Genomic DNA, 11,794 nt, shown 5'->3' with positions numbered 1-11,794 from the left:
ACCTTCCCCTAGCGGAGGCCATCTGCGTGTCCTACCTTGCACGCCCCGCACCACTCCATACCCATGCGCCGCGTAGCACCCCACATGGACGTAAGCCTGTGGTCACCAGCATCGACATTTGCGACCAGCCGTGTAGAACTTTTCACCAAGTCAGTGACACCAAACTTCAGGTTGCCCAAAGAGGATCGCCGGTGCCTCCTGCTTGGGGGCGGTCCGGGCCGCTGGGTGCGAACCGCGCACTGTCGTGCTATAATTCCGCCACACAATTAATGAAAACCATTTTCAATAAGGATGCTGGGAGAGCCTTGATGGAAGGTAAACCTGGTCGGCGCAGGGCGGCGATGTGGGTCGCGGTGGGCACGGCCGCGGTGCTGGGCGCGGTTGGATGTAGCAGCAACAACGCACCACAATCCGGACCCAGTGGCACAAGCAGCACGGGGGCCGGCCCCAAACTCGCGGTTGTCGCGACGATTAACGCGTGGGGCAGCATGGCCTCACAGCTCGGCGGTGACCGGGTGCAGGCGACCAGCATCATCACCAACCCCGACACCGACCCGCATAGCTATGAGCCATCGGCCGCTGATGCCCGCAAGGTTGCCGACGCGAAGATCGTGGTCGAAAACGGCATCGGCTACGACGCCTGGGCTGACAAAATGCTTGCGTCCAACCCGAATCCGCAGCACATAGTGGTCAATGTCGGCGACACCGTCGGGGTTGCCCAGGGCGGCAACCCGCACCAGTGGTATTCACCCGACTCGGTCACCAAGGTGGCCAACGCAATCACCGCCGCCTACAAGAAAGCGGACCCGAATGACTCGGGATATTTCGATCAGCAGAACCAGCAGTTCCTCAACCAGGCCCTGTCCAACTACCACGGCTTGATCGCCAGCATCAAAGCCAAGTACGCCGGGACACCAGTCGGTGCCAGCGAATCGATCTTCTCCCCGCTCTCGGACGCGTTGGGACTGAACCTGATCACGCCGCCGGAATTCCTCAAGGCGATCAGTGAGGGCACCGATCCATCGCCGGCCGACAAGGCGACCATCGACCAGCAGATCGCCACCAAGGCGATCAAGGTGTACGTGTTGAACAGCCAAAACAGCAACCCGGATGTGCAGGCCCAGGTCGACGCGGCCAAGAAACAGGGCATTCCAGTCACTACCGTGACCGAGACACTGTCGCCGGCCAACGCGTCGTTTCAAGATTGGCAATCCACCCAGCTGTCTGGCCTGGCCGACGCTCTGCACACCGCGACAGGAAAGTAGGTGACCAGCACGGTCCCCGGCCACGCCAGCCAGCAGACCGCCCCAGCGCCGGCTGCCGACGAGGTCGCGGTCCGGATGCGCGGCGCCTCGGCCGTGGTGGGCGGGACGACCGTCTGGTCGGATGTGTCCCTCGACATCGCCGCCGGGGAATTCGTCGCCGTGCTCGGCCCTAACGGCTGCGGAAAGTCGACGCTGCTCAAGGTGCTGCTCGGGCAGACACCGTCGCACGGCACGGTTGAGGTGCTAGGCGCGCGCCCCGGCCGGCGCAACAACCGCATCGGGTACCTGCCGCAACGGCGCGCGTTCGACGCCAGCGTGCGGATCCGCGGGATCGACGTCGTCTCAATGGGATTGGACGGCGCCCGCTGGGGAACACCCGTACCGTGGCTGACCCGGCTGCTGGCCCCGCGACGGTTCGCCGAACGGCGACGACGCCTCGAGCACGTGATCGAGGTGGTCGGCGCCACCGACTACGCCCGGCGACCGATCGGCCGCTGCTCCGGTGGTGAACAGCAGCGGCTGCTCATCGCGCAGGCCCTGATTCGCCGGCCAGAACTGCTGTTGCTCGACGAACCGCTCGAGAGTCTCGACGTACCCAGCCAGGCCGGGATCAGCGCCCTGGTGCGCGACATCTGCCGCCGGGAACGCGTCGCGGTGGTCATGGCGGCCCACGACGTGAACCCGATCCTGCCCTACCTTGATCGCATCATTTACATCGCCCGCGGGTCGGCCGTGATCGGAACGCCCAAGGAGGTGATCACCGCCGATCAGCTCAGCGCGCTCTACGGCATCCCGATCGAAGTGCTCCATGACCGGGCCGGGCGCCTGTTCGTCGTCGGGCAACCCGATGTTCCCGCCATGCACGTCGACGGAGCGACCGGGTGAATCCGCAGCTGACCTGGAATCTGCTCACCGATGTGCAGCAGATGTGGGCCTACCCGTTTATGGTCACCGCGCTGCGCGCCGGCACCGTCGTCGCCGTCGTCGCCGGTGTTGTCGGCTGGGTGATGGTGCTGCGCAAGGAAAGCTTCGCCGGACACACCCTGGCCGTCGTCGGCTTCCCCGGCGCCGCCGCAGCGGCCTGGCTCGGCGTGGCCACCGGCTACGGCTACTTCGCGGCCTGCATCGGCGCCGCGGCAGCGATCGCGCTGCTGCCCGCGCCGACCCAGGCGGGCGGGCTGGGCGGCTTCACTGAGGCGTCCGCCGGGATCGGCACGATTCAAGCCCTCGCACTGGCTACCGGGTTCCTGTTCGTCAGCCTGTATCACGGATTCCTGTCCGGGTTGACCAGCCTGCTGTTCGGCACCATCGCCGGGGTCAGCTCCCAGCAGCTTCACGTGCTGCTCATCGCCGCACTGGTGTGCCTGATCGTACTGGCCGCGATCGGGCGACCACTGCTGTGGGCCTCGATCGACCCCGATGCCGCCGCCGCCAACGGCATCCCGGTCCGACTCGTCGCCGGGATATTCCTGATGGTGCTCGGCGCCGCCGCGGCCGGTGCCAGCCAGATCACCGGCAGCCTCTTAGTATTCGCGCTTCTGGTGGCCCCGCCCGCGGCCGCCTTCCACTTCACCGCCCGCCCCGCGCTGGGCATTGCGATCTCGGTCCTCATCGCGGTCGCCGTGACCTGGGTCGGTATCGGCTGCGCGTTCTATTCGCCGTATCCGATCGGGTTCTGGGTGAGCAGTTTCGCGTTCGGCATCTACCTGCTGGCCGCCGGCTACCGAACGAGCGTCGAGCGGACCCTCGGGCGTATCAGCCGACGGCACTCCCCGGTCTCGCCCGCGGTGGCGGCATGACGATAATCGACGGGTGCGCTAGCGCGGCGGGGCCGCTGACCGGCATCGCGAACATGCTGGGCCACCCCTTCGTCACCCACGCGCTGGTGGCCGGGACCGCGGTGGCGGTGGTGTGCGGTCTGGCCGGCTACTTCCTCGTGTTGCGCGGCCAGGTGTTCGTCGGCGATGCACAAGGACACATCGCCTACACCGGCGCCATGGCGGCGCTGGTGGCCGGGCTGGACCCCCGCGTGGGGTTGTTCGCCGCCACCATCATGGCCGGAGTCGCGCTGGGCGTGATCAGCCGTCGCGGCGCCGACGACGTCGCGATCGGCTCGTTTTTCTCCTGGATGCTCGGGTTGGGTGCGCTGTTTTTGACCTACTACACCACTCACGGCAGCGGCAACAACGGCACAGCCAACGTCAATGTCTTGTTCGGCAGCATCTTCGGGATCAATGACCAGGCAAGGACCCTGGCGGTCACGGTCGCCGCCGGATTGGGCGTCGTGCTGATCGCAATCGCCCGACCGCTGCTGTTTGCCACCATCGATCCGGCCGTCGCTCAGGCCGCCGGCGTGCCGACCCGGCTGCTGGGTATGCTTTTCCTGGTCATTGTCGGGGTCACCGTCGCCGAGGCCACCCAGATCATCGGCGCGCTTGTCGTGCTCGGCCTGCTCGCCGCGCCGGCCGCCGCCGCCGCACGGCTGACGACCCGGCCCTGGCGCGGGTTTTGGCTGTCCGCGGTGTTGGCCACGGCCGCGATCTGGATTGGCGTCACCATCGCCTACGCCGTTCCGGCGGCGCCGGCCACCTTCACCATCATGAGCACCGCCGCCACGATCTACCTGTTCGTCGCCGTGACAAGCGCCCGAGGCCGCCCGCCACGGCGTGCAGTGGCGGCGCCGTAACGCAGGAAAGCTTAGGAGCGCAACGATGCCCGCGCCGCAGGTGCTACGCCAGACCCGAATGACTGCCCAGCAACGAGCGGTGCTCGACCTGCTCAATCGCACCGACCGCTTCCGTAGCGCCCAACAACTCCATCGCGATCTCGGTCAACGCCACAGCGTCCGGGTCGGGCTGGTGACCGTGTACCGGATCCTGCACGCGTTCGCCGACATGAAAATCTGCGAAACCCAGCGCGCCGAAGACGGTGAGACACTTTATCGGCTGCGCGCCACGCCCGAGCATCGCCACTACCTACTATGCCGACGGTGCGGGCGCGCGATCGGCTTCGCCGCCGGCGAAATTGAAGACTTTACAAGCCAACTCGCCCGGCAGCACCGCTACACCGACCTCGCCCACGAGATCGACTTCTACGGAACCTGCCCACGGTGCACCGAAATCTGAATGCGACGGTACCTACGCCACGGGGGGTACATGAGGTCGACCATTTTGCTGCGCACAGTGTGCAACCCGGGCCCCCGCACCAGCACCGGGTCAGCCACGATAAAGACTTCCCAGCAGTGATGCTGCCCGTGGCGGCCGCCGTGGCGGCCTACTCACTCCCGCAAGCAATTCCACACCCGGCGATCGGCATAATCAGCACCATCGCCACCTACCTGCTGCGGCTGACCGCCGTCGGCGGATCGTCACACACCTGGTGACTACGACGACACCGACCGAATTCACCGCCGCGCTGCGCGCCGCCCGCATTTCCCAGGCGATCGCGGTCTCTGGTGCCGTCATGCCTCGGTTCCTACCCACGATCACCGCCGACGCACGCGCCATCCGCGACGCGATGCGCTTGCGCGGAATCGGTAGGACATCCGTAATGCTGCGCCACCCGATCCGCAGCATCGAGTACTTCACCGTGCCGCTGATCGCATCGAGCCTGCGTGTCGCCGAAGACCTTTCGGCCGCCGCACTACTGCGTGGACAGGGCTCCACAGCAGCCCTGCGCCGATCTTTCGGCGGATAATGTGAGTCCAGGCCGTGCCGAGCCTATTTTTGTGGCGGCGGCGCCGCTGGATTCGGAAGGACGAGCGTGCAGGCGATCCCCATCATTGCGTTGACCGGCTACCTCGGCGCTGGCAAGACGAGTCTCCTCAACCACGTGCTTCGTAGTCCGCAAGCGCAAAGCGGCGTGGTTATCAACGACTTCGGTGAGCTCACTGTCGACGCCATGCTGGTGACCGGACAGGTTGACGAACCTGCCTCCATCGCCGGCGGCTGCATCTGCTGCTTGCCTGATGACAGCGGGCTCGACGATGCGCTAAGCAAACTCGCTGATCCCCAGCTCAGACTGGACGCAATCATGGTCGAAGCCAGCGGTTTGGCCGACCCGGTTGCGATCGCCCGGATCATCCGTTTCAGCGGGGTCGATGGCGTGCGTTTCTGGGGCCTCGTCGATGTCATCGATGCCGCAACACACTTCGACACCGTTGACGTCAGCAGTGTGGCTCCCGCACGCTACGGTGCGGCATCACTTGTCGTCGTCAGCAAACTCGACCAATTCCCCCAACGCTACCGTCCCGCCGCACTTGAGCGCGTCAAACAGCGCGTGCGAGAACGCAATCCACATGCGATCGTCGTGGGAGCGATCGGCGCGCAGATCGACCCCACGCTGCTTTACGACGTGGCCGGGTCCCACGACGAATCAGGCCAACTCTCATTGCGCGAACTATTCATCGACACCATGACAAACGTTCCTGCGCCCGACCACAACCACGTGCATGCCGACTCAGCCACCGTAACCAGCAACGGTTGCATCGACCCAAGCGTGCTTGTCGACCTGCTCGAAGAACCGCCCGCCGGGGTGTACCGGCTCAAGGGGGCGGTGGCGGTGCAATATCGCGCATCGGTTCGGACCTATGTGGTCCATCTAGTCGGGACCTCGATTCACATTGCGAGTACAACACTGTCGGTACCAACCAACTGCCTGGTCACGATCGGGATCGACCTCGACACCAACGAGGTGCGTGTCCGACTCGACGCTGCGCTGCGCCCGCGGGCCGGCCCCGCACCAGCCGCCAATGTCCGCCGCCTGCAATGGTATGGCCGACTCAGCATCTGATACGGCTCCAATCCCCACCTGCGGTCGTCCAAGCCCCACCGGACTACCAATCGCCCGTCGAAGCCATCGCGTCGCGTCTCACGCCATCTCGGCAGTCGCGCCACATTTCGTTCACAAAACGGCAAGCGCATCCGGCTCGGCGCGACATAAGTAACCGTCATCCCACGGCGTAACTTTCAGAACTTATCAGCAGGTCGTACAACGAGCGGCGACTGGAAGCGCCTGTTGCCTAGCGTATTTGGCTGCGGATACATGATTCCGCTGGAGGCTTTGAGTAGGAGCAAACGGCGTGAATGCGCGTGCGCTACGTGGCAAGACCCGTCTACCGCATTCTCAATTACGAAGAGCCAGACATTCGCAGCGCTCAGTCACTCAGCTTCGGCAGGGCCTGGCTGGGTGCCGGGCCTGGCTCAGATTAAGTCGTTGAGGGTGCCTGTGGCCTGGAAGATGACTCGGCGTCCGATCTCGACGGCATGGTCAGCGAAACGCTCGTAGTAGCGGCCGAGCAAGGTGACGTCAACCGCGGCGGCGACACCGTATTTCCATTCCGGGTCCATCAGCAGACGAAACAGCTGGCGATGCAGGTCGTCCATGGCGTCATCATCGTGGTCCAATTGGGCAGCCTTGCCTGGATCGCCGGCCAGCACAACGTCTTTGGCGGTGTTGCCCAGATCGACAGCGATGCGGCCCATGTCGGCGAAGAAACTGTTCACTTCCTCGGGTATGGCGTGGGCGGGGTGGCGGCGGCGCACGATTTTGGCCACGTGCATCGCCAGGGCGCCCATCCGGTCGGCATCGGCGACGTTGCGCAGCGAGGCCACGACCACGCGCAGATCAGTTGCGACCGGGGCCTGCAATGCCAGCAAGGTGAACGCGTCCTGTTCAGCGCGGACAACGTTGAGCATCATCTCGTCGTGGCCACCGATGACGCGTTCGGCCAGCGCCGCATCAGCGCCGAGCAGCGCCTGGGTGGCATCCTGCATCGCCTGGCCGGCCACGCCACACATGTCGGCGATGGTGGTGGTCAGGGCGTCAAGCTGCTCATGGAACGCGGTGCGCATACCGGGTCGATCCTAGTCGCCGGCACGGTGTTTGACCTGCATTGGCCTGCATCACCGGGACGCCGCGATCACTCACCGCTGCCGGTGGCCGTCGGGTGTGGTTGGCTAGACAGCGAGCCGGTGCCACTTCCCGCGAGGCACCGACAGTCGCCGTTGCGCAAGGGGTGCCGATGCCTGTCTCCGACGTCATCGCCAAGATCGTGAATTTCCTGCGCGCCGGCTACCCCCAGGGCGTTCCCGCGACCGACACCTTCGCGTTGCTAGCACTGCTGCGCCGGCGACTCTCCGACGACGAGGTGATACAGATCGCTACCCAGCTCATCGAGCATGGCGACTTACCCATCGCGGCAACCGATATCAGAGTCATGATCACCAAGATCACCGATCAAATGCCCTCACCCGATGAGGTCGAGCGTGTCAAGAAATACCTGCAAACTCGCGGTTGGCCCATCAACGAGGAATTCCCACCAGCACCAGATCGCTGACCCCGCCACCCTCGCGCCCAACATTCCCAATTAGCTCGAATCGCTGCGCCCAGCGTGGTGGGCCTGGTCTTGACTGGCTGGCCGTGACGCATGCTGTTGGCTAGCGTGGACGAAATGAGCAGCGCGTCCACCAATGTGCTTGCCTTCGTGGCGCCCGCCGAGAAAGGTCAGGCGCAGTATTTTCGGGCCCTCCTCAGGCAGCGATGGGCTGAGCTCGCAGAGCAGATCGCCACCGATCACGCCGCGCTTAACACGCATCACGACGGAGGCGACCAAGCGCGCCGGGTGCGTCGGTGGATTGCCAAACAGCGGCTCGAACATTCGAGCTCGAGCAACTGCTCGCCCACCTCGAACGCAGGTTCTTCGGCCGCGTAGCCACGCCAGCATCCACCACGGCGCCGGAACGCTGCTTTGACATCTCGGTCAAACGGCACGGTTCATGGTGGAAAGTCGCGATCCCCGAACTCAGCGAGCACGTTTCCGCCCGCCAATACGACGACGTCGAAACACTTGCCCGAGCCCATATTTCGGCGGTCCTCGATGTGCCAATGTCCGAGATCGCTGTCGCAATCGTCGCCGGGCACTAGGCCGACACCCCCGTGGGGGATCTGTGCTTGCGCGTTTGCCGACTGGTTGAATCCCGATATCCATTGGACCTTGGTCGGCCGCAGGGCACGCGATGCCACGGCCTAGCAGGTGCAGCTAGCCACTCTCAGTGAGCAGCTGGTGGCGTGTGGCGGAAGGCCGGGGCTCGCCAACGCCGCAAGACCCGTACAGCAAGCTCGACATGATGGCCCGCCTCATCATCGAGTGCGGCTCGGCGATAACATCGCTAAATGGCGATGACTGCGATGACGGGTGAAGTGGCGCGGGTGGAGCTGGCTCCGGCTGCGGCGTTGTTTCGTTCCCTGGGTGATCCGACTCGATTGGCCATCCTGCGACGGTTGGCGGCGGGTCCGGCGCGGGTGGTGGACCTTGTCGAGGCCGTTGGGTTGGCGCAGTCCACCGTGTCCAAACACCTTGCGTGCCTTCGAGACTGCGGCCTGGTGGAGTCCGATCCGGTGGGGCGAGCCTCCTTGTTCCGGCTGAGTCAACCGGCGCTGGTCGAGGTGCTCGCCCGCGCCGAGACGGTCTTGGAGGCCACCGGACAAGCGGTGGCATTATGCCCGAACTACGGCCTCGGTAACCGCGCAGCCTTGAGCGCCCGATGAGCAGCGCCGACTCCCCGACCAACCACGCTGCGATTGATGAGCACATCTCCTGCGAGGCGACCCTGTCCACACAGTCCCGGCGGCCTGCACCTGACGCGCAGTGGCATCGCGCAGCTCGGTGGGCGCGGTGGCTGTGCTGGGCCAGCCTGGTCTGGATGTTCACCGAGGGTGTGGTCGGGCTCTGGCAGGGCCTGATCGTCGGCTCGATCGCTCTGACTGGGTGGGCGCTGGGCAGTGCGGTCGAGGGCCTGGCCAGCGTGATTGTGATCTGGCGATTCACCGGCTCGCGCACCCTGTCCGAGACCGCCGAACGGCGTGCCCAATGCGGGGTCGCGGTGTCGTTTTGGCTGCTGGCTCCCTACATCGCCGTCGAATCCATCCATCACCTGCTTGACCAGCACCGCGCCGAACCCAGCGTGATCGGCATTGTGCTGACAGCTATCGCGCTGCTCGCCATGCCGATCCTCGGCCGCGCCAAACACACACTCGGCACATGGCTGGGCTCGAGCGCCACCGCCGGCGAGGGCACCCAAAATTACCTGTGCGCCGCCCAGGCTGCCGCAGTCCTCACCGGCCTCGCGATCACCGCCCGCTGGCCCGGCGGCTGGTGGCTCGACCCGGTCATCGGCCTGGGCATCGCCACCGCTGCCGTCTGGGAAGGCATCCAATCCTGGCGCGGCGACGACTGCTGCGCCCACTAACCGGCCATCGCTTCAAACCGCAATCGGCAACATTGGACATATCATGACGGGTTACCAGTAAGACCGTCGTTTTCATCTTGGCCCGGGCTCGCCCCCTTGACCTTGCACCATGGTGCCGGGCTTACCGTCGGGTCATGCGCACAGCACAACTCGCGGAAGCCGCGGGCGTCAAGCGCCCGACGTTGCGGTATTACGAGCGGCGCGGACTTCTGCCGCCAGCGGACCGCTCGGCCGCCGGCTACCGCTCATATGGTCCCGACGCGGTGCAGATCGTGAGGTTCGTCAAACACGCCCAGGAGCTCGGCTTCACGCTGAGCGAGGTCGAGGCGCTGCTCGAGCTCGCGGCCGGCGGCCCCGACCCGTGTACCGAGGCACGAGCGGTGGCGACGGCGAAGATCGCCGACCTGGACGGCAAGATCGGGCACCTGATGGCGATGCGGGCAGCGCTGCGCCGGCTGGTCGACACCTGCGAGCAGCCGCGCGCTCACCGTGACTGCCCGCTGTTACGCACGCTCGATGCCCCACCTGAGCGGGGAGATGATCCGTCATGACCGATAACGCATCGTGGAAAATCCTGGTCGGCGACGACCGTATGGCCTTGCTTCCCCGGGCGATCGCCCTACTTGCCGAGGGCGTCCCGGTTCCATTGCGGCGCTTGGCCGCTGGCGCCGGCTGGACTGAGGAGAAGGTGGCCGCGACGCTGCGCGGCATTCCGCGGGTGGACTGGGACGCCGGCGGCAACCTGATCGGACTTGGGCTCAGCCTGGCCCCGACTACCCACCGGGTCTGCGTCGACGGGCGCGAGCTGTTCACTTGGTGCGCGGCGGACACGCTCATGCTGCCTGCGATGCTGGGTCGGCCCGTCGCGGTGCGGTCGACCTGCCCGACCACCGGCACCGCCATCCGGCTGACCGTCACACCGCAGGGCATCGAGAGCGTCACGCCGGAATCGCCTGTGCTCTCAGAAGTTTCTCCCACCCAGGGGTGTGACGACTTCCGGTCGAGTGTGTGCGATCACGGGCATTTCTTCGCGGATGCCGCGGCCGCCGAACCCTGGCGCGGGGAGCACCCGACCGGGCAGATCTGGCCGGTCGCCGAGGCGTTCATGATCACCCGCAACCGCCTGCAGGAGCTGGGGTGGGCAACGACTGCGAGCAGCTGGTGAACATCACCACCGCACTCCAGGTGCAACTGTTGTCGGTGCCCGACTGTCCACTCGTAGAGCGGGTGCGCGCGGCGCTGCGCCTCGCCCTGGCCCGATCGGGGATCAACGCGGCGGTGCGGGAACGCGTCGGCACCTACCCATCGCCGAGCGTGCTTATTGACGGGCGCGACGTCCTTACCGGCCAACCAGTGGCATCCCACGCGTGCTGCCGTCTCGATCTGCCGACCACCGAAGAGATCGTCGCCGCTCTCCAAGAGCGGCTGAGCAAGAGAGGGGAATTCCCATGACCACAATCAGGCCCTCGGCTTGGGCGCTGTACTGTTCCCGCTGAAAGTCACCCTGCCCCGCGGGATTCTGCTGCTGCTAGCCGCCACCCCCGTGCTCGCCGGTCTCGCGTTAATCGGCACAACCACCACCCGCACCGCCGGTGTCGTCCTGCTGGCCGCATTTCGCTCACCAGCATCTGGTATTTAGTGCACACCTCGAAAAACCACGAATTTTCGGCGAAACCGATGAAATCCGCGACGAGACAGCCAAACCGGTGCGGTGGTGGCGACCGGTTGCCCTCACCGTATTTGGGCTCGCCGTCCTCACCCTCGGCGCCGAACTAGTACAACTACGGCGCCAACGGCATCATCCGCCACTTCGCGTTCCCCGCCGCGCTAATGGGCATGATCATCACCCCCGCCGCGATCGAGGCCGAAGAAGTCATCCGCCAAGCCGTGCCATCCCGCGAGGGCCGCCACGACGTTGCCGTTGCCGGAGGGCGATGGGCCATGCGGGGATCACGGTGACCGCCGACACCTACGCCAACGAGCAATTCGACAGCATTGCCGTGCGTCTGACTCGCTGGCTGACCTTCCGCCAGACAGCAGCCAGGTCGTGCGGCCCCAACGTGGCCCCATATGGCCCCATATGGCCCCATGGCAGGACCGCATGGCCGCCTCGCCGGCGCCACATTCACACTCTGATACGCTTCTCACCTGCGCAAATTAACTAGTGGCCAGGGGCGGGATCGAACCGCCGACCTTCCGCTTTTCAGGCGGACGCTCATACCGACTGAGCTACCTGGCCGGAAGGCAGCATGTGCCTCGCCGCGCTGGCGACCCTGACGG

Annotated in this window: 16 protein-coding genes and 1 tRNA gene; 15 read left to right on the top strand and 2 right to left on the bottom strand. The window is 65.6% G+C overall.

The window, feature by feature from the left end; translation table 11 throughout:
- Window positions 1-269 precede the first annotated feature (269 nt).
- The 8 genes from VMD50_RS20435 (at window position 270) to VMD50_RS20400 (ending at window position 6,056) form a co-directional block, all read left to right on the top strand.
- Complete coding sequence (locus VMD50_RS20435; RefSeq protein WP_325430140.1) at window positions 270-1,265, top strand: metal ABC transporter solute-binding protein, Zn/Mn family; 996 nt, start codon at window positions 270-272, stop codon at window positions 1,263-1,265.
- A complete protein-coding gene (locus VMD50_RS20430; protein ID WP_325430138.1) occupies window positions 1,266-2,150 on the top strand; it encodes a metal ABC transporter ATP-binding protein in 885 nt (294 codons plus the stop codon). It abuts the gene before it with no gap.
- Window positions 2,147-3,064 (top strand): metal ABC transporter permease, encoded by a 918-nt coding sequence (locus VMD50_RS20425; RefSeq protein WP_325430136.1) that lies wholly within the window; start codon window positions 2,147-2,149, stop codon window positions 3,062-3,064. Before VMD50_RS20430 ends, VMD50_RS20425 begins: the two co-directional genes overlap by 4 nt.
- Entirely contained in the window at window positions 3,061-3,951 is an 891-nt protein-coding gene (locus VMD50_RS20420) for a metal ABC transporter permease (RefSeq protein WP_325430134.1), read from the top strand. The genes VMD50_RS20425 and VMD50_RS20420 overlap by 4 nt, the downstream gene beginning before the upstream one ends.
- 25 nt (window positions 3,952-3,976) lie before the next feature.
- Window positions 3,977-4,390, top strand: a complete 414-nt coding sequence (locus VMD50_RS20415; protein ID WP_325430132.1) for a Fur family transcriptional regulator — start codon at window positions 3,977-3,979, stop codon at window positions 4,388-4,390.
- Between the two features lie 116 nt (window positions 4,391-4,506).
- The gene (locus VMD50_RS20410; protein ID WP_325430130.1) at window positions 4,507-4,647 is read left to right on the top strand and encodes a hypothetical protein; all 141 of its coding nucleotides are present in this window, start codon (window positions 4,507-4,509) and stop codon (window positions 4,645-4,647) included.
- A complete protein-coding gene (locus tag VMD50_RS20405) occupies window positions 4,644-4,961 on the top strand; it encodes an energy-coupling factor transporter transmembrane component T (protein WP_325430128.1) in 318 nt (105 codons plus the stop codon). Before VMD50_RS20410 ends, VMD50_RS20405 begins: the two co-directional genes overlap by 4 nt.
- Before the next feature lie 66 nt (window positions 4,962-5,027).
- On the top strand, window positions 5,028-6,056 hold the full coding sequence (locus tag VMD50_RS20400; protein ID WP_325430126.1) for a CobW family GTP-binding protein: 1,029 nt from the start codon (window positions 5,028-5,030) through the stop codon (window positions 6,054-6,056).
- A 410-nt stretch (window positions 6,057-6,466) separates the two neighbouring features.
- Here the strand turns inward: VMD50_RS20400 and phoU are convergent, their stop codons facing one another.
- Window positions 6,467-7,117, bottom strand: a complete 651-nt coding sequence (gene phoU, locus VMD50_RS20395) for a phosphate signaling complex protein PhoU (RefSeq protein WP_325430124.1) — start codon at window positions 7,115-7,117, stop codon at window positions 6,467-6,469.
- Between the two features lie 170 nt (window positions 7,118-7,287).
- Between phoU and VMD50_RS20390 the strand changes: the two genes are divergently transcribed.
- The 7 genes from VMD50_RS20390 (at window position 7,288) to VMD50_RS20360 (ending at window position 10,966) form a co-directional block, all read left to right on the top strand.
- Window positions 7,288-7,602 (top strand): DUF3349 domain-containing protein, encoded by a 315-nt coding sequence (locus tag VMD50_RS20390; protein ID WP_325430122.1) that lies wholly within the window; start codon window positions 7,288-7,290, stop codon window positions 7,600-7,602.
- Between the two features lie 114 nt (window positions 7,603-7,716).
- A complete protein-coding gene (locus VMD50_RS20385; RefSeq protein ID WP_325430120.1) occupies window positions 7,717-7,977 on the top strand; it encodes a hypothetical protein in 261 nt (86 codons plus the stop codon).
- A gap of 461 nt (window positions 7,978-8,438) precedes the next feature.
- Entirely contained in the window at window positions 8,439-8,813 is a 375-nt protein-coding gene (locus VMD50_RS20380; protein ID WP_325430118.1) for an ArsR/SmtB family transcription factor, read from the top strand.
- A complete protein-coding gene (locus VMD50_RS20375) occupies window positions 8,810-9,514 on the top strand; it encodes a cation diffusion facilitator family transporter (RefSeq protein WP_325430116.1) in 705 nt (234 codons plus the stop codon). Before VMD50_RS20380 ends, VMD50_RS20375 begins: the two co-directional genes overlap by 4 nt.
- Before the next feature lie 134 nt (window positions 9,515-9,648).
- Complete coding sequence (locus VMD50_RS20370; protein ID WP_325430114.1) at window positions 9,649-10,065, top strand: MerR family transcriptional regulator; 417 nt, start codon at window positions 9,649-9,651, stop codon at window positions 10,063-10,065.
- Window positions 10,062-10,679, top strand: coding sequence for an organomercurial lyase MerB (gene merB / locus VMD50_RS20365; RefSeq protein WP_325430112.1), 618 nt, complete (start codon window positions 10,062-10,064; stop codon window positions 10,677-10,679). The genes VMD50_RS20370 and merB overlap by 4 nt, the downstream gene beginning before the upstream one ends.
- Window positions 10,652-10,966 carry an alkylmercury lyase gene (locus VMD50_RS20360; protein WP_325430110.1) on the top strand — a complete coding sequence of 105 codons (315 nt, stop codon included), beginning with the start codon at window positions 10,652-10,654 and terminating at the stop codon, window positions 10,964-10,966. Before merB ends, VMD50_RS20360 begins: the two co-directional genes overlap by 28 nt.
- 713 nt (window positions 10,967-11,679) lie before the next feature.
- On the opposite strand, the gene VMD50_RS20355 is transcribed toward VMD50_RS20360, so the two are convergent.
- Window positions 11,680-11,753 (bottom strand) — tRNA-Phe (locus tag VMD50_RS20355).
- Window positions 11,754-11,794: the final 41 nt, after the last annotated feature.

The sequence above is a fragment of the Mycobacterium sp. genome, assembly GCF_035506235.1.
Taxonomy (GTDB): Bacteria; Actinomycetota; Actinomycetes; order Mycobacteriales; family Mycobacteriaceae; genus Mycobacterium.
Note: the sequence above shows the minus strand (reverse complement) of the source record. Positions and strands in the feature narration are given on the sequence as shown.

Excerpts from the sequence above, each read along its gene's own strand:
- VMD50_RS20435 (WP_325430140.1), top strand. The coding sequence starts at position 270 with ATGAAAACCATTTTCAATAAGGATGCTGGGAGAGCCTTGATGGAAGGT.
- VMD50_RS20420 (WP_325430134.1), top strand. The coding sequence starts at position 3,061 with ATGACGATAATCGACGGGTGCGCTAGCGCGGCGGGGCCGCTGACCGGC.
- VMD50_RS20415 (WP_325430132.1), top strand. The coding sequence starts at position 3,977 with ATGCCCGCGCCGCAGGTGCTACGCCAGACCCGAATGACTGCCCAGCAA.
- phoU (WP_325430124.1), bottom strand. The coding sequence starts at position 7,117 with ATGCGCACCGCGTTCCATGAGCAGCTTGACGCCCTGACCACCACCATC.
- VMD50_RS20390 (WP_325430122.1), top strand. The coding sequence starts at position 7,288 with ATGCCTGTCTCCGACGTCATCGCCAAGATCGTGAATTTCCTGCGCGCC.
- VMD50_RS20385 (WP_325430120.1), top strand. The coding sequence starts at position 7,717 with ATGAGCAGCGCGTCCACCAATGTGCTTGCCTTCGTGGCGCCCGCCGAG.
- VMD50_RS20380 (WP_325430118.1), top strand. The coding sequence starts at position 8,439 with ATGGCGATGACTGCGATGACGGGTGAAGTGGCGCGGGTGGAGCTGGCT.
- VMD50_RS20375 (WP_325430116.1), top strand. The coding sequence starts at position 8,810 with ATGAGCAGCGCCGACTCCCCGACCAACCACGCTGCGATTGATGAGCAC.
- VMD50_RS20370 (WP_325430114.1), top strand. The coding sequence starts at position 9,649 with ATGCGCACAGCACAACTCGCGGAAGCCGCGGGCGTCAAGCGCCCGACG.
- merB (WP_325430112.1), top strand. The coding sequence starts at position 10,062 with ATGACCGATAACGCATCGTGGAAAATCCTGGTCGGCGACGACCGTATG.